This window comes from Spirosoma aerolatum (assembly GCF_002056795.1).
Lineage (GTDB): Bacteria > Bacteroidota > Bacteroidia > Cytophagales > Spirosomataceae > Spirosoma > Spirosoma aerolatum.
This window is the reverse complement of the sequence record NZ_CP020104.1, coordinates 185,062-209,826: the sequence shown is the minus strand read 5'-3', so window position 1 is coordinate 209,826 and position 24,765 is coordinate 185,062. Positions and strand designations below refer to the sequence as shown.

The 24,765-nt window shown below is 48.8% G+C and carries 16 protein-coding genes; 9 read left to right on the top strand and 7 right to left on the bottom strand.

The genetic code is table 11. The features are described from left to right. Positions 1 to 19 precede the first annotated feature (19 nt). On the bottom strand, positions 20 to 3,037 hold the full coding sequence (locus tag B5M13_RS00870; RefSeq protein WP_080053866.1) for a TonB-dependent receptor: 3,018 nt from the start codon (positions 3,035 to 3,037) through the stop codon (positions 20 to 22). Between the two features lie 210 nt (positions 3,038 to 3,247). Here B5M13_RS00870 and B5M13_RS00865 point away from each other — a divergent pair, with 210 nt between their 5' ends. Further along, complete coding sequence (locus B5M13_RS00865; protein WP_080053865.1) at positions 3,248 to 4,615, top strand: Gfo/Idh/MocA family protein; 1,368 nt, start codon at positions 3,248 to 3,250, stop codon at positions 4,613 to 4,615. Between the two features lie 4 nt (positions 4,616 to 4,619). Here the strand turns inward: B5M13_RS00865 and B5M13_RS00860 are convergent, their stop codons facing one another. The 3 genes from B5M13_RS00860 to B5M13_RS00850 are packed head-to-tail and all read right to left on the bottom strand — an operon-like array spanning position 4,620 to position 8,315. Next, entirely contained in the window at positions 4,620 to 5,681 is a 1,062-nt protein-coding gene (locus B5M13_RS00860) for an FAD:protein FMN transferase (RefSeq protein WP_245859648.1), read from the bottom strand. Positions 5,682 to 5,734: 53 nt separating this feature from the next. Continuing rightward, entirely contained in the window at positions 5,735 to 6,814 is a 1,080-nt protein-coding gene (gene aroC, locus B5M13_RS00855; protein ID WP_080053864.1) for a chorismate synthase, read from the bottom strand. Positions 6,815 to 6,845: 31 nt separating this feature from the next. Then, positions 6,846 to 8,315 (bottom strand): BatD family protein, encoded by a 1,470-nt coding sequence (locus B5M13_RS00850; protein ID WP_080053863.1) that lies wholly within the window; start codon positions 8,313 to 8,315, stop codon positions 6,846 to 6,848. A gap of 114 nt (positions 8,316 to 8,429) precedes the next feature. On the opposite strand from B5M13_RS00850, the gene B5M13_RS33895 reads away from it, so the two are divergent. Then, positions 8,430 to 8,642 carry a hypothetical protein gene (locus B5M13_RS33895; RefSeq protein ID WP_080053862.1) on the top strand — a complete coding sequence of 71 codons (213 nt, stop codon included), beginning with the start codon at positions 8,430 to 8,432 and terminating at the stop codon, positions 8,640 to 8,642. A 72-nt stretch (positions 8,643 to 8,714) separates the two neighbouring features. On the opposite strand, the gene B5M13_RS00840 is transcribed toward B5M13_RS33895, so the two are convergent. Continuing rightward, positions 8,715 to 10,109: an MBL fold metallo-hydrolase RNA specificity domain-containing protein gene (locus B5M13_RS00840; RefSeq protein ID WP_080053861.1), complete on the bottom strand. Its 1,395-nt coding sequence runs from the start codon at positions 10,107 to 10,109 to the stop codon at positions 8,715 to 8,717. A 168-nt stretch (positions 10,110 to 10,277) separates the two neighbouring features. Between B5M13_RS00840 and pbpC the strand changes: the two genes are divergently transcribed. Next, entirely contained in the window at positions 10,278 to 12,731 is a 2,454-nt protein-coding gene (gene pbpC, locus B5M13_RS00835; RefSeq protein WP_080053860.1) for a penicillin-binding protein 1C, read from the top strand. A gap of 36 nt (positions 12,732 to 12,767) precedes the next feature. Here the strand turns inward: pbpC and B5M13_RS00830 are convergent, their stop codons facing one another. Beyond that, the gene (locus B5M13_RS00830; RefSeq protein ID WP_080053859.1) at positions 12,768 to 13,391 is read right to left on the bottom strand and encodes a hypothetical protein; all 624 of its coding nucleotides are present in this window, start codon (positions 13,389 to 13,391) and stop codon (positions 12,768 to 12,770) included. A gap of 93 nt (positions 13,392 to 13,484) precedes the next feature. Further along, positions 13,485 to 14,480 carry a YHYH protein gene (locus tag B5M13_RS00825; RefSeq protein ID WP_080053858.1) on the bottom strand — a complete coding sequence of 332 codons (996 nt, stop codon included), beginning with the start codon at positions 14,478 to 14,480 and terminating at the stop codon, positions 13,485 to 13,487. A 115-nt stretch (positions 14,481 to 14,595) separates the two neighbouring features. Here B5M13_RS00825 and B5M13_RS00820 point away from each other — a divergent pair, with 115 nt between their 5' ends. The 6 genes from B5M13_RS00820 to B5M13_RS00795 all read left to right on the top strand — a co-directional run bounded on the left by B5M13_RS00820 (position 14,596) and on the right by B5M13_RS00795 (position 24,759). Continuing rightward, positions 14,596 to 15,033 carry a nuclear transport factor 2 family protein gene (locus B5M13_RS00820; protein ID WP_080053857.1) on the top strand — a complete coding sequence of 146 codons (438 nt, stop codon included), beginning with the start codon at positions 14,596 to 14,598 and terminating at the stop codon, positions 15,031 to 15,033. A 99-nt stretch (positions 15,034 to 15,132) separates the two neighbouring features. Continuing rightward, on the top strand, positions 15,133 to 20,622 hold the full coding sequence (locus B5M13_RS00815) for an alpha-2-macroglobulin family protein (RefSeq protein WP_080059744.1): 5,490 nt from the start codon (positions 15,133 to 15,135) through the stop codon (positions 20,620 to 20,622). Positions 20,623 to 20,947: 325 nt separating this feature from the next. Further along, a complete protein-coding gene (locus B5M13_RS00810; RefSeq protein ID WP_080053856.1) occupies positions 20,948 to 22,084 on the top strand; it encodes an NAD(P)/FAD-dependent oxidoreductase in 1,137 nt (378 codons plus the stop codon). A gap of 121 nt (positions 22,085 to 22,205) precedes the next feature. Continuing rightward, entirely contained in the window at positions 22,206 to 22,925 is a 720-nt protein-coding gene (locus tag B5M13_RS00805; RefSeq protein WP_080053855.1) for a methyltransferase domain-containing protein, read from the top strand. Further along, entirely contained in the window at positions 22,916 to 23,968 is a 1,053-nt protein-coding gene (locus B5M13_RS00800; protein ID WP_080053854.1) for a type III polyketide synthase, read from the top strand. The genes B5M13_RS00805 and B5M13_RS00800 overlap by 10 nt, the downstream gene beginning before the upstream one ends. Beyond that, a complete protein-coding gene (locus tag B5M13_RS00795) occupies positions 23,962 to 24,759 on the top strand; it encodes an SDR family oxidoreductase (RefSeq protein WP_080053853.1) in 798 nt (265 codons plus the stop codon). The genes B5M13_RS00800 and B5M13_RS00795 overlap by 7 nt, the downstream gene beginning before the upstream one ends. The last annotated feature ends 6 nt before the right edge of the window (positions 24,760 to 24,765 follow it).

The window sequence follows — 24,765 nt, the reverse complement described above, 5'->3', positions numbered from 1 at the left end:
ACACGAGCTGCTACGCTTCTTAGTTCATCAACTGGTCGAACGTAAGACTGATGTAGTACATCGAACCGACACTTGGGTTACCCCACGATTGCGTATAGAGCTTGCCTGTCAGGTTGGTACCACCTACTTTCAGGATGGACTTGATGCTGGGGATTTTCTTGCTGATCTGTGCGTCGAGCGTGCTATAAGCCGGAATGATCGTTTGTTGACGGCCCGTAGCTTCTGTATTGGCAAAGCTCGACTCCCACAGGAATGATTCCTGAGCGCGGAAAACAACGTTGAAACCAATACCTGTACCCGCCAGATTCCGATTCCCGAACGAGAAGTTGTAGCGGTATTTGGGCGTATTGAATTGCGTTACGAAACCGGTCGGAATCTGATCTTTGTCGACCAGATAATTCGAAGAGACGTTACCGCCAATCATGTAACTACCTGGCAATAAATAATCCACACCGATAGCCCATCCTGCATTTTTGACCGTAGTGGCCGAATTGACTGGGTATGTATAAACATTACGTGTCGAACTACTAACCAGTTGAAGGGTAGATACAGGATCAGCTAGGGTGACTGGTGTTTTACCCTGTACTACGATCTGGTTACCCAGGAAATTCAGGAAACGGTTGTAGTAGTAATAGGCATCGATGAAAAGCTTATTGCCGATCAGGCCTTTGTAGCCCACTTCGTAGGTTTCCACCCGTTCAGGATCATAGCCTGGATCGGTAGCTGTTTTCAGCAAGCCCAGCGCCTGTGGCAATGCTGAAGCTCCATTTTGCTGCAAAAGTGCCCCGAATGCCTGAACCGATTGAAGTGTATAGACCGGACTACCGCTAAAGTTGTAGCGCTGTTTGAAAAGCGGCAAACCACCAATCAGTCGGGCGCTCGGCGTATTCAGATCGATATACTGATCCTGCGTGGTTGGAATACGGAAACCGCGCTGGAATGACGCCCGGAAATTATGCACCTTGCTTACCGTCAATACCGCCGACAGACGAGGGCTTACCTGCGCTTTAAAATTCTGGTTTTTGTCGTACCGCAGCGAGCCGGTTAGTTTCAACACATCGGCAATCGTTTTCGAAGCCTGCGCATAGGCACCGTATTCGTCGATATTATATTCCTTACCGTTTTCATCACGGGCAAAGAGCGTACCTTCAGAATTCAGCGCATACCGACGGAAGTTGGCCCCTACAATCAACTCGACAAGTTTAGGATCAATTGCCTTGCTGAAATTATACATAAATTCGGCATGGTAAAGGTTCGTTTTATCCAGGAACCGAGCCCCTACTCCGTTTGCATCACCGGGAATCGGTTTTGCTGCTACCTTATCCAGCGCATTCTGAAACTCAGCCGAACCTGGCAAATAGCGCCCTTTATCCGCAGCATCTCTTGAATTGGTTAACAGTGTCCCCTGCTGACTGGAAGCATAGGCCTGAGCGGCAGCCAATGCCGCCGACTGCGTTTGACCAGATCCCAAGGCTGTTAAGTAAGCACCAGCATAGCCAAGCAGCGCATTTTGGGCATACGCTCCAAAGAAAGTTGGAAACCAGGTTGATGCACTACCACTCCAGGCTTCGTTAATACCCTGACCCAATATGGAAGTTGCATAGGCATCGCCCGAACGTTCTTGCGTGGTGTAAGCCCGTACGAAGAAATTTGAGCCACGCAGTTCGAGTTTATACTGCCCTAACTTGAACCCTTTGATGTAATAGCGGTCGGCTCCTGTGTAGACCGTAGTTCCTGTACCCCAGTTGGCCTGTAAAATAGCCTCCACATTATCATTCAATCGATAATGCAATGCACCATTCAACTTCAGGTTCGTAGCATTGTAATTAACCAGGTCACTTTCCAGATACCCCGTCCGTGAAATATTCAGATTAGGAATCAGGATATTAAAAATCTGCTGGGGAGAAAGACCGGTTAGCTGGGGTAGCGTCCTGTTACCAGCCTGCGCAAGCTGAGTCGTTGCAATTAACCCCAACACTTGCGACGTGCCATTGGCACCCGTTCCGGGCTGTCCATTCCCAAATAGGCTGGCGTACATGTTGGCACTAGCATCGCCATAAATATTTACCCCATCATAACCGGGATTATTGGCTCGCGTACCATTGTCGAGTGTATAGCCGTTTGAATAGCTCTGATCGCGATAATCCGTTGCCTGCCAGTCTTTTGCCGACAGATACGACACACCTACTTTAAAAGCAAATTTGTTATTGAAGGCTTTGGCATAGCGGAAAGCCGCATCGTAGAAAGGCGTCGTAGCCGTGGTACGGTTGCTGGCATTCATCACGCCACCTTTCACGTACGCACTCAAACCCTGATACTGAAACGGGCTTTTTGAGGTCATCAGCAACAATCCGTTGATGGCATTGGGGCCATACAAAGCCGAAGCCGCACCGGGCAACAATTCAACACTCTCCAGGTCCAGTTCAGAAACACCGGCAATATTGCCTACCGAGAAGTTAAGCCCCGGCGCCTGGTTGTCCATTCCATCAAGCAATTGTACCACCCGAGTGTTCCCGTTTGCGCCGAACCCGCGCACGTTTACCGATTTAAACGTCAAACTCTGCGTACTCATATCGACGCCTTTGATATTCTGCAAGGCATCATAAAACGTAGCACTGGGGGTCGACTGAAACGTTCGGATATCCAGCCGTTCAACCGACACAGGTGATTTCAATACACTCTCTTCAACCCGCGAGGCCGACACAACTACTTCCTGACCGAGCATTACCTGCTCTTTTAGTTGTACATTCAGATCCGTTCGATCTCCATTAATCGTAAATTCCTGCGTTTGGAATCCAACCCCTGTCACAGCGATGACGAAAGGCGTTGGCGTGTTTGTTGTGAGTGAAAAAGTGCCATTCTGGTCGGTAATCGTCCCAATTACTTTACCCTTTATAGCAATGCTAATACCCGCCAGGGCGCCCTTCTGGGCTTCATCGGTCACTTTTCCGGAAATCCGTGTCTGAGCCAGCGCTGTAAAACTTACCAGGCTGAACAGAACCAAAAAGAGAACCGAATAAGTAAGTATTCTTCTCATATGTGTACAATAAAAGATGGATGACATTAACCTCTATTCCTTTGACGCTAAACTAGCGATAAGTCTGCTTTTAGTACAAAATTTTCCCCAAATTGATAAATATTTTTTGTCATGTGTCTACTAGCGTAGGCTGTTTTACTCATTCAATAGTAAATCTTTCGTATTGCTGCCTTTTCTAACGCGACTTTCTCAAACGAATTTTCTGTACACATGGCAAACGAATCCAATCAGGACCGCCGGGAGTTTTTAAAAGCTTCGGGCCTGCTTACCGGAGGAGCTATTCTGGGTAGCCTTCCTTTCAGTGCAAAAGCAAGTGGGCATCCAGGATATCACTTCTCGGTCAACGACACCATCAAAGTAGCGCTTATCGGTTGCGGTGGACGCGGCACCGGAGCAGCCCAGCAGGCACTGAGCACCAAACAAAATGTGCAGATCGTAGCCATGGCTGATGCGTTCCGCGATCGTCTGGACGAATCGTATCAGAACATCAGCAATTTCCTGACGGCCAAAAATATTAAGTCGCCCGATGGGTCACCCAAACTCAACGTCCCTGAAGATCATAAATTTGTCGGTTTCGACGCTTACAAGCAGGCAATAGCGCTGGCCGATGTGGTTATTCTGGCTACCCCGCCGGGTTTCCGGCCCAGCCATTTCGAAGAAGCCGTTCGCCAGAGCAAGCAAATCTTCATGGAAAAACCAGTGGCTACCGATGCGCCGGGTGTTCGTCGGGTGCTGGCAGCCGCCGAAGAAGCGAAGAAGAAAAAACTGAACGTTGTGGTGGGTTTACAGCGTCACTATCAGCCCAGCTACCGTGAAATGATTAAGCGCATCCACGATGGAGCCATTGGCGATATCATCGGCGGACAGGTATATTGGGTAAGTGGAGGAGTGTGGCACAAACCCCGCAAACCGAATCAGACCGAAATGGATTACCAGATGCGCAACTGGTATTATTTCAACTGGCTGTGTGGCGACCATATCAACGAGCAACACATCCACAACATCGATGTAGCCAACTGGGTGAAAAAAGGCTATCCGGTTTCCTGCCAGGGTACGGGCGGCCGTCAGGTACGAAATGGAAAAGATGACGGTGAGATTTTCGACCACCACATCATCGATTTTACTTACGCCGACGGAAGCACCATCAACAGCCAGTGTCGCCACTACGAAGGTACCTACAGCCGAGTCGATGAGTTGTTCCTTGGCACAAAAGGTAAAATTGAAGGGATGGAAAAGAAAACCAGTAGCTTAGTCGGTTACAATGGTCAGCCGATTTACACCTACAACGCCAAAACAGACATAAGCCCGTACCAGATTGAGCACGACGAACTTTTTGATGCTATTGCCAAAGGTCAGTACAAATTTGCTGATGCCGAGCATGGTGCCAAAAGTACAATGACCGCCATTATGGGCCGTATGGCATCATACTCGGGCAAAACCGTAAAATGGGATGAAGCCCTGAACTCGCAAATCGACCTGTTCCCAACCACCCTGGCTTGGGATGCAATGCCTAAGAGCCTACCTGATAAAGACGGCTACTACCAGATTGCAGTACCCGGCAAAACCATTGCTGTATAATTCATTAGCGTTTTCTTAACCTGGAAATCTCCAGTTGCTGGAACCCGGCCGATTGCCATACGTGCAGTCGGCCGTTTTTATTTTCCACCATCAATACGTCTACGCCTGGAAATCGCTTCAGTAATTTCTTAGATTTTCGTAAGCCAGCTACACTAAATACTTTAGTAAGTGCATCGGCCTGATAGCCCGTAGGTGCCAGTACCGTTGCCCGGACGAAATGCCGCAAGCCAAGTCCTGATCGGGGATTCATAATGTGGGAATACCGTCGGCCCTTATGTTCCAGGAATCGATACGTATCACCCGATGTTGTAATGGCGGCATCATGAAGCAGTATGGTTATCGTATCCTGATCGTTTACTTTTCCTGAGCTAATTTCCACCCGCCACCCGTTCGATTTGGGGGGCGCTGCCCCAACGAGAATATCCCCGCCAATGTCGAGTAAAGTGGCTTGAACACCTAAAGCGTGTACTGTTTTTAAGGCTTCATCGACGGCAAAACCTTGGCCTATCCCACCAACATCCAGCCGCATACCTGGCTTTAGCAATCGAACCGAACGATGAAGGCTATCGAGTTCTATGAATCGATAGCCAACCGCCTGCCTGGCCCGTCGACGTTCTTTGGCCGATGGAAACTCCTTCCGCCGTACGGCCCTCCGCCATAGTAGCGATAAAGGCCCGATGGTCGGATCGAATCGGCCGTTCGACAACCGGGCTATGGTCTGCGCTTTTTGTAACACATGAAACAGGTCTGTCGATACAGGCACCCATTTTCCCGACCCGGCCGTTGCCGACAGTCGATTGATTTCGGAGCCATCGAGGTAATCGCTCATAATTTGATTCAGCGAATCCATCCGAGCCGAAACCGCAGCGTTTACCTGTTGAGCAACAACACTGTCGGGGGCGTAAACAATGAGATTGAACTGCGTGCCCATGAGTCCCCGATGGAAACTGAAGCGCATTTGCGCCGATACACCGCTAGTTAGAAGCAAGCCCATTAACCCGTAAAAAAGCCGTTTGTGAATCCACAAACGGCCTAAAAATTGGTATACTGCAAGCAACTTATGCATGAATTAAACCATAAATAACAAACTGAACGTCAGCCACTACCAGTCCCGCTATTCTAAACCTGAGCAGCCTTGTTGCGCAGGTACATATCCGCCAGCACCAACGCAGCCATTGCTTCAACAATCGGAACCGCACGGGGTACCACGCAGGGGTCATGTCGGCCTTTGCCCGAAACAGTTACCGATTGCCCGTGTACATCCACACTCTCCTGGTCCTGCATAATGGTAGCCACGGGCTTGAATGCCGTTCGGAAATAGATATCCTCTCCATTACTGATTCCTCCCTGAATACCTCCGGAATGATTGGTCCGTGTACGAACGTTCCCGTTGGCATCCATGTAAAATTCATCGTTGTGCTCCGACCCGTACCGTTCTGCACCAGCGAAACCACTACCGTATTCAAACCCTTTTACTGCATTAATACTAAGCATGGCTTTCCCCAGTTCGGCATGAAGCTTATCGAAAACGGGCTCACCCCAGCCAGCCGGAACCCCTGCCACCACACAATCGACAATACCACCAATGGAATCACCCCGTTTGCGGGTTTCATCAATATACTGAAACATTTGCTCGGCCGTTTCCGGGTCGGGGCAGCGAACCGCATTGTCTTCGGCCAGATCCAGATTTAGCTCCTGATAGGATTTTTGAAGTTTCAATGTACCTACCTGCGATACATACGCCTTGATCTGAACGCCCTTCTGAGCCAGCAACAGTTTGGCAACGGCTCCGGCCGCTACACGAGCGGCTGTCTCACGAGCCGATGAACGCCCTCCACCCCGATAATCACGGGAGCCATATTTGGTTTGATACGTATAATCGGCATGAGAGGGGCGGAATTGTTCCGAAATATGCCCATAGTCTTTACTGCGCTGATCGGTATTGCGAATGAGCAAGGCAATGGGCGTGCCCTGGGTTTTTCCCTCAAAAACGCCCGATAACACCTCAAATTCATCGGCTTCGCGCCGTTGCGTGGTAATACGGGATTGGCCCGGTTTTCGCCGATCCAGTTCATGCTGAATAAACTCCGTATCAAAGGCTAAACCGGCCGGACAACCATCAATCACAACCCCAATACCAGGCCCATGTGATTCACCAAATGTAGAAATTCGAAATAAGCTTCCGTATGTGCTGCTCATGCGTGTTGTGTAATCGATACTGAACCAGATGCTATCGGCCCGTATGCTGTTTTTTAAAAAAGACGAAAACCATTCCCAATAGCATAATGATAATCAGGACGTTGGCAATCGCCCGAATCAATACCGAAATACTGATTGGCTGACGGGTGCTATCCATAGCCGTAATACCGGCGTAGAATGAGCGATCAGTTGAGGCTACCTGACCCGTTTCACTACGTACGTTTGCATTGTCTGCTAAGATTGCAGGCTGGCTCCCATCCTGGGTATTATGGCTGCCTACCTGTAGTCGTACTTTTGAACGAAGGGTATCGTAACGAGCGGTTTTGGGGTCGAAATAAATCCATTGAAAGTGATTTGCCAACAAAATCTGTCCATTTTGGCGCGGAACAATAAAATAAGAGAACGTTTTATGCCCCGTTATCTGATTACCAAAATGACTGATGGCATGCTTTTCTTCCGGTGGAAATATGTCTAATTCGGGGCCTTCGTTAACGAGCACAGGAGCCGGAATCGTGGCAATATTACCTTCTCCAGTGATCGCAAATGTGTATCGAACACTCTGACCTATATGAATACCTTGCCGCTCCAGGGCTTCTTCTAACCGAAATGTCCCCACCGATACTCGGCCGCGCAATGGATGGGCTGGCAAGGCTTTGACCTTTATCGTCAGTGGCTTACTAGTAAATAAAACCCGCTCAAGCTGGGCCGTCGGGGGGCCGATAAAGGGCCGTGTACGAGTCAGTTGAATGGCCACCGAAGGTATTTGCACCGACTGATTCGACAAGGGGAAAAAGATAGACTGATAAAGTTGAATTTCCCGATATTTTTTCCCTTTGATGAGCACCGGAACGGGTTTCAGTTCAGTAATAGGCTCGCTTTCTTCCCAAGAATTGGCTGGGCGAATTTTCTTCGAAATTGCCTGTATCTGCTTGTCAAGACCTTTAAAATCAAGCACATAAGGGTAATTATCTGCTACAAAAAACGATACTGTCAGCGCTAGTCCTTCGCCCATATAAACACTGGACTTAGAGGTTCGAATGTCCAGAAAAGCCGCATCACTTGAGGTTGTAGCGACCGTAGCCAGGGTTGTGCTGAGTGGAACTGATGATTTTGCTGAGGGCTGTACTACCAAAATAGTACCTACTGATTGAACCGTTTCTCCATTAATCTCAATGCTAAACGGAGGTATCCGAAATCGGCCAGGTGCTAACGCCTGATAAGTTTGCGTAATAACTTGATTTGTAATCGTTTTCCCATTAACTTCACTGGGCGACATACTTGTTGTGACACCTGTTTTAATAAATCCTGGTATGTCGGGAAAAGGGACAGTTACCCGGTTTTCGCTGTTCGGAATGATAACGGATATCGTAAAAGGCCGTTCAATAGGAAAGGTAGAAGCACTTAATTCAACAGAAGCAACATTATCAGGCACTTGGCCATAAATGGCCACAATGTTAAGAAAAAATAATACAAAAATAATACGGAATATTGCAAGTAACATCGTTATTTTGAAGCAACAATTTTCATGGAAAGCCGTTACGAGAATAAGAACGAACCGGATAGCCTATTTCGTTCTTATATTCGACAAGCTTCCTAACCAAAAAACTGATACCCTATGCTCTCTATGCTCGAATATATCAAAACCATCCTTCAGAAGGTGAGTTTTGATAAAGCTCTCTTTGAAAAAGAATTGGCCAAAGCTATAAAATTGCTCATTCCAAAGGAAGTTAAGCAACTCAGACGCTGGTGTTACGTTCAATTCGGCAAAGTGTATCGAGCGGTACTAAATCGTTGTTTTGCGCGGGCAGCACGCGTACGATTTACCTGACGAAAGCAGATAAATACCAGAAACTCCCCCGGCCTCAACAATCGGGGGAGTTTTTTTATGGGTTTATGTACACTATAAAACCACTTTCTGCTTCATCTCAGGAATTTCGATATGGCTGAAACCAGCCTCCTCCAAATGTTTTTTCCAGATGAGCTGTTTATCGTACTCACCATGTACCAAAAATACGGCTTTAACTTTGGCAGGGTTCTGACAGCTTAAAAAATGGAGCATCTCTTTGTAATCGCCATGTGCCGAAAATGAATCCATTATGGCTACTCGGGCCACAACTGGATAACGTTCCCCAAAAATAGTCACCTCTTTATCACCCCGTTTCAGCGCTCCTCCCAAACTAGTCGGCGATGCATAACCCACCAGCAAAATAGTTGTATTGGGCTTAGTAATATTGTTTTTGATGTGATGCTTGATTCGGCCAGCTTCGGCCATACCCGATGGCGAGATAATGATGCACGGTTCTTTGCTATCGTTAATCGCTTTCGAATCCATAACATCGGTGATGTAGTGCAGATTGGGAAAATCGAAAGCATCGCCATCCTTTTTGATATACGCCAGAATGTCGGGGTTAAAATCCGCTTCATGGTCCTGCATGACCCGCGTAGCCTGTACCGCCATGGGGCTATCAATATAAACGGGCAGTTTTGGCAGCCGGCCCTCACTGGCTAGCTGATCGAGTGCATAAATCAACTCCTGCGTACGGTCGACGGCAAAGGCCGGAATAATAAGCTTGCCTCGATTCTGAACACACGTTTGCTGGACAATAGTCAGTAAATGTGCTTTCATATCGGGCTCCGTTTCGTGCAATCGGTCCCCATAGGTCGATTCACAGATGATGTAGTCAGCCTGTGGGAAAGGCTCAGGCGACCGCAGAATTTTATCATCGGGACGGCCAATGTCGCCACTAAAAAACAGATGTTTTTCGGTACCATTTTCCCGGATGGTCAAACTGATCGATGCGCTCCCCAGCAAGTGCCCGGCATCGGTTAGCAGCCCTGTTACTTCATCGCAAATCACGAACGGGCTATTGTAGTGAACCGGCTTCATCAATTCGAGTGCCTGTTGTACATCGTCCTCGTCGTAAAGGGCTTCCAGTTCAGGATCACCGCGCCGTTTCCGACGCTCGTTTACCCGCTCCAGATCCCGCACCTGAATCCGGGCGCTATCCATCAGCATAATCTTACAGAGGTCAATGGTCGACGAGGTCGTGTAAATAGGTCCGCTGAATCCCTGGCGTACCAATCGGGGAATGAGCCCGGTATGATCGATATGCGCATGCGAGAGTACCATATAATCGACCTGTTTCGGATCAAACCCAAATTCCTGGTTCAGTTCGTCGGTATTGATGCCCTGAAACAGACCGCAGTCGAGTAAGATTTGTTTGCCATTAACTGTAGTGAGTAAGTGTTTACTGCCGGTTACGGTCCGGGCCGCACCGAAAAATTGAATGGTCATGATTTAGGTAAATTTTTGTGTAGTTTTCGGTTTACAGTGTACAGCTTTCGGTGGCAGACAGAGGAGACGGCTTTCGCGCCAGCTCATCAGTACACCTTACCCTAAAAACCGAATACTGCAAACTCGTCCTAAGACGTACAAATAAACAGAGAGTTTCAGGCAATTGTCATGTCATTAAGGCAAAAAGGGATACAGATAGCCCAGCGGTTCTGGAAATCGGGTGTAGCTAAAACCGTTCTGGCGATGCTATTGATTTTTTTTGCCCTTGATTTTTTCTTCCCACTCCGAACACACGTTTCGTACTCAACCCTTGTTACAGCTCGTGATGGCACTATTTTACATGCCTTCCTGAGCCGCGACGATAAGTGGCGTATGTATGTGGAACTGGATGAAATTACCCCTGCCCTACGCGAAGCGATCCTGTTTAAAGAAGACAAATATTTTCGATACCATCCGGGTTTTAACCCTATTGCGCTGCTACGGGCAGCCTTCCGAAATATACTAACAGGCCGGCGGACATCGGGAGCATCGACCATCACAATGCAGACCGTCCGGTTACTCGAACCCCGCCAGCGAACCTATGGGGCCAAATTGATCGAGTTGTTTCGAGCATTACAATTAGAACTTCACTATTCAAAAGACGAAATCCTGCAACTCTATCTGAATCTGATTCCTTACGGCAGCAATATCGAGGGACTGAAATCGGCATCACTGCTTTACTTCGGCAAACCACCTGCCTTGCTTAGTCTGGCCGAAATTACGACCTTAACCATCATTCCAAACCGACCATCCAGCCTTCGTCTGGGGGTTCGAAATTCGCTCGTCAGGCAGGAGCGGGATCGATGGCTCAGACGATTTCGGGAGGCTGGTCTTTTTGATGAATCAACCATTCGGGATGCACAGACTGAGCCTTTGCAGGTTTATCGCCATGAAGCGCCCCAGCAAGCTCCGCACCTATCGCGACGGCTTCGGGCTGAGTATCCAAATATCCCGATTATTCAATCGACGCTTAGTCCAAGTACTCAAACCACCGTTGAGCGACTGGTTCAGCAATATGCCAACCGCATTCGAAGCTATAATATCCACAATTCGGCGGTGTTGGTTGTGGATAACCATACCCGAGAAGTTGTCGCCTATGTTGGTTCGTCCGATTTTAGGAACACGTTCGATGGTGGGCAGGTCGATGGCGTGCGTGCTGTGCGATCACCGGGAAGTGCCCTGAAACCATTATTGTATGGACTCGCATTCGATGCCGGTATGATTACGCCTAAAACTAAACTGGCCGACGTACCCACCAATTTCAGCGGTTACCAACCCGATAATTTCGACCGTCGGTTCAACGGCTCTGTCACGGCAGAGTTCGCGCTGGCCAATTCGCTGAATATTCCGGCGGTGGCCCTTCTGAAAGAAGTGGGCACTCCAGCCCTCGTGTCAACGCTCCAGAAAGCGGGTTTTTCGGCCATCAAAAAGCAGAAAAACGAACTAGGACTTTCCATGATCTTGGGCGGTTGTGGGGTTACACTGGAAGAGATGACCCGCCTATATACCGGACTGGCGAATGGCGGAAGTTGGGGAGAATTGAAGCTGACCTCGTTTACCTCACCGATACGTCGGCCCGCCCCAGCCCCTCTTCTGAAATCAGGAGAGGGGAGACAGGTACGCGATCTCACCTCCCCCTCTCCTCTTTTTAAGGAGAGGGGGCCGGGGGGTGAGGTAAAAGAGGTCAGCCTCCTCTCGCCCGAAGCCACGTACCTTGTCACGCATACACTCACGCAGATTACCCGACCCGATTTGCCCAATAATTTCGACAATAGCTATCACCTGCCCCGCATTGCCTGGAAAACCGGAACGTCGTATGGTCGGCGCGATGCCTGGAGCATTGGCTATAATCAACGCTACACGATTGGCGTTTGGGTCGGCAACTTTTCGGGGGTAGGCGTAGCTGAATTGAGTGGAGCCAATACGGCTACACCTTTGTTGTTTCAGCTTTTCAACGTACTGGATTACAACTCACCCACGGGTTGGTTTCAGCCCCCCAAAGGCGAAACCCGATTAGCGATGCGGCTCATCTGTCCCGAAACAGGCGACGTTCCGGGTGAGTTTTGCCAGAACCCCGTAACTGACTACTGCATTATGGGTGTTTCGCGGTATCGGCGTTGTCAGCACCGGAAAGCTGTTTTTACCAATGCTGCGAGTACTATCTCCTACTGTGTGCATTGCCTGCCCGACTCAGGCTTTGTTCGGAAATCGTATCCCAATCTAACGCCGGAGGTTGTGGCCTTTTACCAGAGTCGGCATATTCCGTTTGAAGTGGCGCCCCCGCACAATCCAGCCTGCGAACGTGTATTTGGCAATACGGATCAGGCCGTTCCTCAAATTACCAGCCTTAATGGGGGTAGCGAGTACTTCATCAACCCCAAACAACCGGCCGAAATGGAATTAAGTTGTCAGGCAGCCAACGACGTACAAACGGTCTTCTGGTATCTGAACGATAAGCTCTACCGCCGGGCCAAACCAACCGAAGCCATCTTTTTCAAACCCCAACCAGGCTCCCTCAAAATTTCCTGCGCCGATGACAAAGGCCGAAGCAGCGATATTCGCATACTGATAAAACCACTTTGATTGTTTGGTCGGATTTTCTAACAATTTGCTTCCTAGCTAAGCGACAAGTACTTTATTTCTTCGATGTAAAAAGAGGTAAGCTCCGAGTAGCGTCAAGAACCCAATACCGCCTAACCACGGGTCCCAGTTCGTATAATTCTTAGGAAAGACCTCAACTAAATCATTATTGCTGAGTTTCAACGAAATCATAAAATCGTTGCTTTCCTGCAAAATAAAACTTCTAACACGACCACCGTCAGGAAAAATTTTGAGTATGCAATAATGATTTCGGAGACTGGCAAAGCTTCCCTGTCGGATTGTAATCGTTTGTAATTGTTGAGGCATTCCAGTTAAATCAAACCGAACATCTGTCTGATGATTCAGTATGACCATTCCATGTGTAAGCTCTATCGGACCATTGCCGTTTGCCCTTATCTGGATGTTTTCTCGCAGATGTTCCAGGATCATCTTTTGAAACGCTGCCGCCTGTAGCGTATCCGACTCTTTCAATAAACCCTTCGTTTGTAAAGAATATTGAAAAGCCGATAAGCTTGACCCGATAAGCACATTCCATTGCCCGGCCTTAGTTTGAGCCAGCACAATCGTCGAGATCTGCGGACTATGTGCGTATAAAAAAGTAGGAATGTATAGAAACAGAGAAATTAAAAAAGCCTTCTTCATAAATCACTATTGGCTAGTAGTTGCTGAGCATTCTGAAAATGCGTGACCGACTCATCGTCTGAAGGAAGACCCGATTAGCTGGTAACGGCCGTCTTAGAGACTCACCGAAAATGAGCCTTGTGCCCCTCTGAAGCCACTAATAAAACTGTTATTTCCAGCGTAAGCTACATGGTAGTGGTATCCCCGCACACTGTCATAATGGCCCCGATTGGCATCAAGGTCAGTAGGTTCTTTTCCGCTTGCATCCAGTCGCTCATACATGCCATAGCCATCCATAGCATAACCGATCATGGCGGCATGACCGTCGCTTTGAGCAACTTTTTTAGTTAGGCCGGTAGCTGCATGGTAATGATAGCCAGTGGCCGTATTGACGTGGCCACCCGCATCGTCCAAAGGGGCCAGCGTATGTGCGCCAAGAATAGCTGAAGTGGGGGCAGGTGGGTCAAAATTGACACCATTAAATGCTATACCCACAACGGTGCCCATGCCCATAATCGAAGCCGATTGACTTAGTTTTACCGGCTTTACAGGAATATAAAACGTTTTTTTCAAGCCCGATACATAGGATGGCTGGCATTCGACACAATAGTTGTTGTAGGCAGGGTCTACATTGGGCCGGGCTGCGGCTTCACAAGCCACTTTCGTGTTAGTCACTTTAATACTGCCATCGGCATTGTATAGTTTCCAGACCGCATCGTTATAAAAGCTGGCCAGGTTTTTAATAAAGGCACCATCAACATCGTATACTTTTCCGCCTTCAAACCAGATGCCTCCTTTGCTGGCATTATCCGTGATGTTGGTTGGGCACCAGGGGCCAACCGCATGTTCCGTGGGTGTATTATTGGTGACAATTTTATAACAGGTTGCGGAGGTGCCATCAGAAAGAGTCCTTGCTACTTTCGTAATCGGCTCAGCCAGCCCTGCCTGAATAAAAAGCGATGGGTCAACGTCAATAACAACTTCATCAGACGAGGTTGCTGTCGGTTCATTTTCTTTACTACAGCTTATCGTAATCAGAAACAACGACATACTTAACAACAGGTAAGCAAAGCCGAATGTAGTGTAGTTAATTTTTTTGTCGAAAAACATAGCGAATTGGAAGTTAACACCAACCGCTTAGACGACTTACTACGATTAGTTCCTACGCATTCTGGTAGTTTTTTAGTAAACTGTTCTAAATTTATCGGTGTAAACTAAACCGACCATGAAATTAATCCTTACCGTATTCGCCAGCTTTTGTCTGCTTACCTACTCCTTTGCTCAGCAAGCCACCGATCCAACGCAGGACCCAGCCACTGCCAGTAACGCTTTTTTCAAAGCTATGCTGGATGAAGACGGCAACACCCTTGGCAAATTGCTCACCAACGATTGCGTACTGATCTCATTCGACGGCAGCAGCGTAGATGGTAGCCAGCTTATACAGGCCGTTGGTGGTGGCTATGTAGTCGTCGAAACGGGCGCTGTTTCGAACGCAGCAACACGACAGTATAACAACGATGCAGCCGTGGTTACCGGAAGCTGGAAAACCAAAGGGGCTGTTCAGGGAAATGGCTTCGATGCGACCGTAATCTTTTCTGTGATGTGCGTAAAACAGGGCAGCAGCTGGAAAATATCCAACATTCAGTTTACCCCCACTCGCTGATACCGCTTACTAAGTCGCCTGCTGAAAATCAACCCACTCCGCAATTTTGGAGTGGGTTTTTTCGTCTATATTCGGCCATTCATTCCTACCCTCATGCCAATGCGACTCTTTCTCCGTCCGCTATTCATTGCTATCGGTTTATCGCTATTCCTTTTTCAATGTTCTCGTCTGTCGTTCAACGAAGTAGCGGTTGTCGGACGTAATTTCGATGATGAAATTCAACAGACCCAGAACCTGACCTTTACATTCAATAAAAACGTTGGCCCAACCAATCAGTTCGATGAGTGGGACTCAACCCAGTATGTTCGGTTTATTCCGGCCGTTCGGGGAAAGTTTAAATGGGTAGCACCCAATGAACTGGTCTTTTCGCCAGCCGTCGCTTTCGATCCGGCCACAGACTACCGCGCCGAACTAACCGACGATCTGCTCAAACGCTCCGAAGCAAAAGACCTGAAGGTATCGGGTGAAGACATTAATTTTCATACGCCCTATCTGCAACTGACCAGCATCGAAAACTGGTGGACCAAATCACGGGAGACCGGGCAGCCTCTCGCCAAAACCCGGCTGAATTTTAACTACCCTGTATCGGCAGCCGACGTCACGAGCAAAGTATCGGCAACGTCGGAAGACAAAGCCCTGACCATTCAGAGTACCCCTAGCGAAGGCCAAAACTCGGTTGCGCTAAACCTGACCAATGCGCCAGCTGAGAAGAATGAACAGCCGCTGACGCTGAAAATTGACAAGGGCCTGAAAGTACCCAATACGGCTTATGTCAGTAAAGAGCCTATTGAAGAAACCAGCACCTTACCCTCGCGTTTTAAAGTCGATGTGGCCGATGTGCAGACCAGTTTCGAGAACAACCGGGGCGTAGTGCGGGTCATTACGACCCAGGAACTGCAACCCGGTAATCTGACTCAATACTACACCATTCAACCGCAGGTCGAAACCACCGCCGAACTGACCGAAAATGGCTTTATTATACGGGGCAATTTCAACGAAACCGATACGTACGTCCTCACGCTTACCGACGAGATTCGCGGGGTGCTGGGCACCAAACTGGCTGAACCTGTAACCAAGGATTTGTTTTTCGGAAAAATGCCAGCCAGCATTCAGTTCGCCAATAAAAAGGCGCTTTATCTATCCTCAAAAGGCGCGCGGAATGTGGGGCTGAATATTGTGAACGTACCCAAAGTGCAGGTTAAGATTTCGAAAGTGTATGAAAACAACCTGCTGAATTACTTCCGCAACAACCGCTACGAAGAATACAAGGAAAATGCCAATGGTGAGTGGGGGCCGTCAGGTTCCTTTAATTACAGCGATGATGAACAGGGCGATTTAAGTGATGTGCTCGTCAACAAAACGGTCGAGACCACCGACCTGCCAAAAGTCCGGGGCGTTTCAGCTTTAAATCTCTCCTTACCGCAACAAAACAACACGTTTCGGGGAGTGTATCTGGTATCGGTCAATTCAAAAGACGAAGCCTATTTGCAGGCCAGTCAGTTGGTTTCTGTTTCCGACATTGGTTTGGTAGCCCATCAGACCAAAAACGAGATTCTGATCTGGGCCAATTCCATCCGTTCCGCCGAACCGATTCAGGGCGTTGAAGTCACGCTGGTCAGTAGCAACAATCAGTCGGTATACACGCTGAAAACTGATGGCAGCGGCTTTATCCGATTTGACAAAATCACCGAAAAAGCCCCTGGTTTTAACATTTCACTCATTACCGCCCGAACAGACGACGACTTTAATTTCCTGTTTTTACCCGATACCGAAGTCGAAACTTCCCGTTTTGAGGTCGAAGGTAAATACGACAACGAATCAGGTTTCGATGCATTCGTATATGGCGACCGTGATATTTATCGACCTGGCGAAACCCTCCATTTCAATACGGTGATCCGGTCGCAGACTTGGCAAAGCGTGGGTGAAATTCCTGTTCTGATTCGTTTATTAGCCCCTAACGGCCGCGAAATGAGCGCGTTCCGTAAAACCACCAATGCCCAGGGAGCCGTTACAACGGATGTTCCGCTTAATCCAGCCGCTGTTACGGGCACCTATACCATCGAAGTACTCAATGCCAACAACGTATTGCTTACCTCGCAGCCTGTTAGCGTAGAAGAGTTTATTCCCGACCGGATCAAGATCGATGTGCTGACCGATAAATCAAGCTATAAATCAGGGCAAACGATTACGCTTTCGGCCACAGCCATGAACCTGTTTGGCCCACCTGCTTCCGACCGGGCGTATGAAATGGAGTTGCAGCTCAAACGGAAAGCTTTCGCACCTAAAGGGTACGGCGATTATGACTTCAGCATTCCCTCAGGCGAAATATCAACCGGGACTAACGCTACCAAAGCCGATCCGTTTCCGAAGGAACTTCGCCAGGGGCGCACCAATGCCAATGGACAGGCCACCGAAAAATTCCCTCTTTCAGCCGCCTATCAGGACATTGGTCTACTCGAAGCCAAATTGTTCGTCACAGTCTTTGATGAAAATGGGCGCCCCGTAAACCGACTCCGCCGGCTGGACGTTCTGACGCAGGATACCTTCTACGGCGTTCGCTTGCCGGATACCTATGTGGCCACCAATGCGCCCGTAGCGGCTGAACTCGTAGCTCTCGACCCAACAGGAACGCTTCGACCATCGGCTTCGGCCAATGTGGAAGTGGTTCGCTACGATTATCAAACCGTCATCGAAAAAGAAGGCGAAGGTGACCAGGCTCGTATTAAATACAGCACCAAACGACGCGAGAAATCGGTTTATACCAACACGCTTCTGTTTAAAGCAGGGAAAGCCAGTTTCCGGTATGTACCAACCGTTTCGGGCGAGTATGAAATCCGGGTGCGTCGGCCGGGTGGTGTTAATTATGCGGCTACGGGCTTCTATGCATACGGCTACGGCAGCACGTCGGCTTCCTCGTTTGAAGTTAGCCAGGAAGGGCAGGTGCTCATGACGCTCGACAAGCCAACTTACCAAACCGGCGATAAAGCCAAAGTACTCTTCAAAGCACCGTTCGACGGAAAGCTTCTGGTAACGATAGAACGAAACAACGTGCTGGAGCAACAATGGCTGACTACCAAGAATAAATCAGCGGAATGGAGCTTTTCGGTAGGCAGTCAGCATTTGCCGAACGTATATATCACGGCTACGCTGATCCGGGCGATGGACAATACGAATCTGCCCCTGACGGTTGCTCATGGATTTGCTCCGGTAACGGTTCAGGATAATGATACCCAACTCCCGGTGACAATTACAGCAGCCACGCAGTCGCGTTCAAAAACGAAGCAAACCATTAAGATTAAAACCGCCCGAAATGCCCAGGTAACTGTAGCCGTTGTGGACGAAGGGATTCTGCAACTGAAGAATTTCAAAACACCCGACCCGCATGGATTTTTCTACCAGAAACGCGCCCTCGAAGTCAGCAGCCACGATTTATACGCCCTACTCTACCCCGAACTTTCGCTAAAATCATCGTCCAGCGTTGGGGGGGATGGCTACGATCTGGAAAAACGGGTGAATCCATTGAGCAACGGCCGGGTTAGACTGGTAGCCTTGTGGAGTGGCATTCTGGAAACGGGTTTCGATGGCGAAGCCGAATTCTCGGTTGATATTCCACAGTTTTCGGGCGATTTGCGGGTTATGGCGGTTGCCTACAAAGACAACGCGTTTGGCTCGGCCAACACCAACATGAAAGTAGCCGACCCCATTGTGATCAGTACGGGTGTTCCCCGGTTCCTGACTCCTGGCGACAACCTCGAACTACCCGTCAATCTGAGCAATACGACCCAAAAACCCGCTACGATTACTGCCCGGCTAAGCTTAACCGGCCCTTTATCCGCTGATAGCCTCAGTACACAGAAATTGACCATCCCAGCCGGACGTGAAGGGCGGACTACTTTCCGCATCTCAGCCAAACAGGTCATCGGGACGGGCAGCATTACAATTACGGCTAACGGCCTGGGGGAAACCTTCACCGAAAAAACTGACATTACCGTTCGCCCGGCCGCATCCTTGCAAAAAACAACCCTGTCGGGAGCCGTAGCCGGGGGTAAGTCGCAGTCGTTACAATTGGCGAGTAATTTCCTGCCGGGTACGGCAAAAGCCAGTGTCACGTTGAGTCGGTCGCCGGTAGCACAGTATGGGCGCGAATTGTCGTATCTGCTTGGTTATCCGCATGGTTGTATCGAACAGACCATTTCAAAAGCATTCCCGCAGTTGTACTTTGCCGATCTGGCGAAACAGCTTTCGGCAAACGTGTATTTCGTGCGGACGGGCGAGAGCGACCTAAATCCGGCAACCAACGTTCGGCAAGCGATCCAGAAAGTCGAAAGCCAGCAGGTACCGGGGGGAGGGTTTACGATGTGGCCCGGAATGCCGTCGTTGCAGGGACGCTCGACCGTCGATAGCTGGGCGTCTGCCTATGCCGTTCATTTTCTGGCCGAAGCGCAGGAAGCGGGTTACGAAGTTCGATCGTCGGTACTGAGTTCGGCAATGGATTACCTAACCACCCTGACAAACGCGCCCGCTATCGAGGATGTCGTTGTGTATGACGAAGCGGGTGGGCGAACAACCCGTAAATTGGCTAGCCGCACCAGTATTTACGCGCTCTATACCTTAGCGGTGGCCGGTAAGCCGAATCGGTCAGCTATGAACTATTACAAACAGAATGCAGGCTTATTGACGACCGATAGCCGCTATTTGTTAGCCTCAACCTTCTTCCTCGTTGGTGATACCCGTAGTTTTTCGACACTGTTACCAAAACGATTTACCGACAGCACCATAGGTCGACAAACCGGCGATAGTTACGCATCGCCCATCCGGAACCTGGCCCTAACGCTGGATGCGCTGGTTGAATCCGACCGGGATAACCTACAGATTCCGACGTTGGCCCGTCAACTCGCGGGTGCTCTAAAACAAACCCCATACATAAACACGCAGGAAGCGGCTTTTGCCTTTTTATCGCTTGGCAAGCTGGCTCGCCAAACGGCCAATAGTAGCGCTACGGCGACAGTAACAGCCGCAGGTAAATCATTGGGAACCCTAAACGACGCGCTGCTAAACATCAAACGAGTGCCTACTAACGCGCCTTTGCAGATCAATGCCAGTGGCTCGGGTAATGTGTATTATTTTGCGCAGAGTGAAGGAATTCCAGCTAGCAGCAAAGTCCCGGAAGAGGATAATGGGTTACGCGTTCGCCGGGAATATCTCAGCCGCGATGGGCAACCCATAGGCGACATTCGACAAAATGATCTGGTGGTTATCAAAATCACCCTGACCAGCACCAACGGCCTATCGGTCGATAACGTAGTGGTTACCGATCTATTACCCGCCGGTCTGGAAGTCGAAAACCCGCGCTTAACCGAACCCCGCGATATGGGCTGGATTCAGAAACCTTCCGTTCCCGACTATTTCGACCTTCGCGACGACCGTATCAATTTTTATACTTCGGCTACGGGTACGGAGCAAACGTTCTATTACTTAGCCCGTGCCGTCTCGAAAGGCCGTTTCGTAGTAGGCCCGGTTTCTGCTGATGCCATGTACAACAGCGAATACCGCAGCTACAATGGTGCAGGTACACTGATGGTGAAGTGATGTACACTAACCCAAGCGTCAGCTCGGCCCTCCGCTGGTTTTCAGAAGGGGCTTTTGATAGAGTGTGACCATGTTTCTTAGAAATTGTTAAAACTTTTGGGACTATTTTCAATAGGAGACTTTTGTCATGCTGAGGAACGAAGCATCTTGAAGAATGCTTACCTGAGAGTTGAGAACATTAAGATGCTTCGTTCCTCAGCATGACAAAAACAACCTACCAAAAGCTTTAGGGAAAACTTAAACAGCTATTTACGAACAACCACCCCAAACATCTCCCGTCAACCACTCGTTAACCAATCAATCCGTCACCCAATCACTTCACCCCATGCTACCCGATGCCGACATAGTGATTATTGGTGGTGGTCTGGCGGGATTGACAGCGGGCATTCATCTGGCCCGGCATAACCTGCGTGTGATCTTGTTTGAGAAACAGGCATACCCGCATCATAAGGTTTGTGGCGAATACGTATCCAACGAAGTACTACCTTATCTACACCAGTTGGGCATCTCGGTGGATGAATTAAATCCGGCACGAATCAGTCATTTTTCAATCAGTACCGTATCGGGCAGTACGATTGAGAGCGATTTACCTTTAGGCGGCTTTTCGGTAAGTCGGTATGCATTGGATAGTCACCTGGCCCAAAAAGCTATTCAGTCGGGTGTAACGATCATTCAGGACGAAGTAAAACGCGTTTCTCTTCAGAAGACTACGGATGCATTTACCATCGAAACAGCTTCGGGCAACGTTTTCCAGGCCAAAATCGCTATTGGGGCCTATGGGAAGCGGTCATTGCTGGACAAACAATTAAACCGGGCCTTTATCCAAAAAGAGTCGCCCTGGCTGGGTGTAAAAGCCCACTACAAAGCTGATTTCCCGGAAGGACTGGTATCGTTGCATAACTTTCATGGTGGATACTGTGGGCTATGTCAGGTCGAAAACGGCCTTGTCAATGCCTGTTATCTGGCTACCTACGAGAGTTTTAAATCCCATAAAAACATCGACACGTTTCAACGTCAGGTCCTGTCGCAGAATCCGCACTTAGCCCATTTCTTTTCAAACGCCGAACTCGCCTTCGACAAACCATTGGTTATCAGCCAGATTTCATTTGCACCCAAACAACCTGTCGACACTCATCTATTAATGTGCGGTGATACCGCCGGGCTTATTCATCCTTTGTGCGGCAACGGTATGGCTATGGCAATTCATAGTGCTAAATTGGTATCGGAACGGATTATTGCTTATTTTGATAGGCAACTAAAAGACCGAGCAGCTCTGGAAAAAAGTTATGCTCTTGCCTGGCGAAACGAGTTTACCAATCGATTAACCGCCGGGCGGCTTTTGCAATCCGTTTTGCAACATCCCCTGGCTACATCAGTTATGCTAAAAAGCCTGCAACTGACACCCAGCCTTTTGCCATTGATCATTAAACAAACCCATGGGAAATTAATGGATAATGGGTAATGTAAAATGGATAATGCTACTATGGTGGCGCTATGGTGTCGGTTTTGAGAAACCTCACTGTGTCAGATGAAAGCATCTGACAGCACGAAATTCATTTTACATTTTACATTATTCATAACAGATGCCCTTAGATACCTCACACCGTACGAGTCAGGAAGAAGCGCTGGACGATTTTGACCTGGCGGGCACTGATTTGCGCGACGCACTAGATAAAATTGCAGTCATCAATCGGTGGTTGGGCGGTAATAAAATTACGCTTGATGGTATTCACTATTTACGTCAATACTGCCCCTCAACTACACCACTGACCATTATCGACATTGGTTGTGGCAACGGGGATATGTGCCGGGCCATTGCTGATTACGCCAACCATGAAAGGCTGAAAATCAATATCTTGGGCATCGATGCGAACCCCGACACCATTGCTCATGCGCAGCTCTGCTCCAAAAATTACCCGACCATTTCGTATGCCGTTCAGAATGTGTTCGACAAGAGGTTCGCCAGCCTCCAATACGATATTGCCGTATGTACCCTGACGTTACATCATTTTTCGGATGCCGACATTCTCTCACTAATGGCCTTGCTGGCAAACAAAGCCCGGTTGGGTATCGTTATAAATGATTTGCACCGGAGTGCGCTGGCCTATCGATTGTTCCAACTGATTTGCTTCGTTTTCCAGCTCAACGATCTTTCAAGAGAAGATGGACTCATTTCCATTTTACGAGGTTTTAAAAAAAACGAGTTGGAAAATTATTCCCGGCAACTTCAGCTAGCCAATTACCGTATTCGCTGGAAATGGGCTTTTCGCTATCAATGGATTATTAAAAACCTATGTCAGTAAAAATTACGTCAGTAGCAAAAGCCTTACCATCCAATTGGCGGGACACCTCCGATATTTTACCCTTTCTGGACCAGTGGCTGGCGGGCCAGGATTCGCGGTTTCAGCGCAAGGTCAAAAAGATCTTTGAAAACGCGGCTGTCGACCGACGGTACTCCATTATGGGACCCACAGAGGTATTTTCAAAAACTTCCTTTGAAGAAAAAAATGCCCTCTATGCCCGCGAATCCATCAAATTGGCCGAAACCGCACTGACCAATGCATTAGCCAAAACCGACTGGGTCATTACCGACATCGATTTCCTGATAACGGTCAGTTGTACAGGCATTATGATTCCCTCGCTCGACGCGTATCTGATCAACAGTATGCAGATGCGGCAGGATATTGTGCGATTGCCCGTTACCGAAATGGGTTGTGTGGCTGGTATTTCGGGCATTATTTACGCGAAGAATTTTTTGAAAGCCAATCCGGGAAAGCGAGCCGCTTTGCTGGCTGTCGAATCCCCAACGGCGACCTTTCAGCTTGACGATTATTCGATGGCAAACATCGTTAGCGCAGCTATTTTTGGCGATGGCGCAGCCTGTGTACTACTCTCTTCGCATGACAACGATCCCGGCCCGGAAATTCTGGCCGAGGAAATGTATCATTTTTACGATGCTACCCACCTAATGGGGTTCGATCTGACCAATACGGGCTTGCAAATGGTTCTCGACAAGTCCGTTACCGAAACCATAGCCGCCCATTTTTCGGATATTATTTTCCCATTTCTAGAAAAAAACAAACTGGCTATCGAACAAATCTCTCACCTGATTTTCCATCCGGGCGGGCGTAAAATTGTGGAAGTCGTACAGGAGCTTTTTGGGAAACTGGATAAGAATATTGATGATACGAAAGAAGTGCTGCGCCTGTACGGCAACATGTCGAGCGCAACGGTACTTTACGTGCTGGAGCGGTTTATGGAACGCCAGCCGGAAAAAGATTCGTATGGGCTGATGCTTAGTTTTGGACCAGGCTTTTCAGCGCAACGGGTTCTACTACGATGGTAAAGGAATTTGATGGACTGAATTATTGGGGCGTTATTCTGGGCGGCAGTTCGGGATTAGGGCTTGCTACGGCGCACAAACTGGCACGGCACGGCATGAACCTCTGCATCATACATCGTACCCGAAAGGCAGACCAGCCCGCCGTTGAAGCCGAGTTTAATCAAATGCAGGCCAATGACATATTAATTAGGTCGTATAATCTGGACGCAACAAATGCCGAAAAACGGGCCATCGTTATTGGTGAATTAACCGAGCAACTTGGCAAACAGGGAAAGATACGTGCTCTGATCCACAGCCTTGCCAAAGGCAATCTGAAACCAATGCTGGCCGAAAACCAGCCGGTACTTCAGCACGACGATTTTCAGTTAACTATTGACGCGATGGCCATTAGCCTGTACGACTGGACCAAAGCCTTGCTCTCAGCCAACCTTTTTACAACCGACGCCCGCGTGATTAGTTTTACGAGCGAAGGCAGCCAACGGGCCTGGAAAAACTACGCGGCTGTTTCGGCGGCCAAAGCCGCCCTGGAAGCCATTTCCCGAAGTATTGCCCTGGAACTGGCACCATTAGGTATCCGGTCCAACTGCATTCTGGCAGGCGTTACCGATACAGCTTCCTTGCGTATGATTCCGGGGGCCGACGCTTTGCTTGCGTATAGCCAGCAACGAAATCCATTTGCCCGAACGACTCAGGCAACCGACATCGCCAATGTTGCGTATCTATTGTGTAAAGATGAAGCCGCCTGGATCAATGGAGCCCTTATTCCAGTGACGGGTGGTGAACACCTTCAATAAACCAAC

Bases quoted from the DNA above. Each gene is read 5' to 3' on its own strand.
- B5M13_RS00870 (WP_080053866.1), bottom strand. From the start codon at position 3,037: ATGAGAAGAATACTTACTTATTCGGTTCTCTTTTTGGTTCTGTTCAGC.
- B5M13_RS00850 (WP_080053863.1), bottom strand. From the start codon at position 8,315: ATGTTACTTGCAATATTCCGTATTATTTTTGTATTATTTTTTCTTAAC.
- B5M13_RS00825 (WP_080053858.1), bottom strand. From the start codon at position 14,480: ATGTTTTTCGACAAAAAAATTAACTACACTACATTCGGCTTTGCTTAC.
- B5M13_RS00840 (WP_080053861.1), bottom strand. From the start codon at position 10,109: ATGACCATTCAATTTTTCGGTGCGGCCCGGACCGTAACCGGCAGTAAA.
- B5M13_RS00860 (WP_245859648.1), bottom strand. From the start codon at position 5,681: ATGCATAAGTTGCTTGCAGTATACCAATTTTTAGGCCGTTTGTGGATT.
- B5M13_RS00830 (WP_080053859.1), bottom strand. From the start codon at position 13,391: ATGAAGAAGGCTTTTTTAATTTCTCTGTTTCTATACATTCCTACTTTT.
- B5M13_RS00810 (WP_080053856.1), top strand. From the start codon at position 20,948: ATGCTACCCGATGCCGACATAGTGATTATTGGTGGTGGTCTGGCGGGA.
- B5M13_RS00820 (WP_080053857.1), top strand. From the start codon at position 14,596: ATGAAATTAATCCTTACCGTATTCGCCAGCTTTTGTCTGCTTACCTAC.
- B5M13_RS00795 (WP_080053853.1), top strand. From the start codon at position 23,962: ATGGTAAAGGAATTTGATGGACTGAATTATTGGGGCGTTATTCTGGGC.
- B5M13_RS00805 (WP_080053855.1), top strand. From the start codon at position 22,206: ATGCCCTTAGATACCTCACACCGTACGAGTCAGGAAGAAGCGCTGGAC.
- pbpC (WP_080053860.1), top strand. From the start codon at position 10,278: ATGTCATTAAGGCAAAAAGGGATACAGATAGCCCAGCGGTTCTGGAAA.
- B5M13_RS00865 (WP_080053865.1), top strand. From the start codon at position 3,248: ATGGCAAACGAATCCAATCAGGACCGCCGGGAGTTTTTAAAAGCTTCG.
- B5M13_RS33895 (WP_080053862.1), top strand. From the start codon at position 8,430: ATGCTCTCTATGCTCGAATATATCAAAACCATCCTTCAGAAGGTGAGT.
- B5M13_RS00815 (WP_080059744.1), top strand. From the start codon at position 15,133: ATGCGACTCTTTCTCCGTCCGCTATTCATTGCTATCGGTTTATCGCTA.
- B5M13_RS00800 (WP_080053854.1), top strand. From the start codon at position 22,916: ATGTCAGTAAAAATTACGTCAGTAGCAAAAGCCTTACCATCCAATTGG.
- aroC (WP_080053864.1), bottom strand. From the start codon at position 6,814: ATGAGCAGCACATACGGAAGCTTATTTCGAATTTCTACATTTGGTGAA.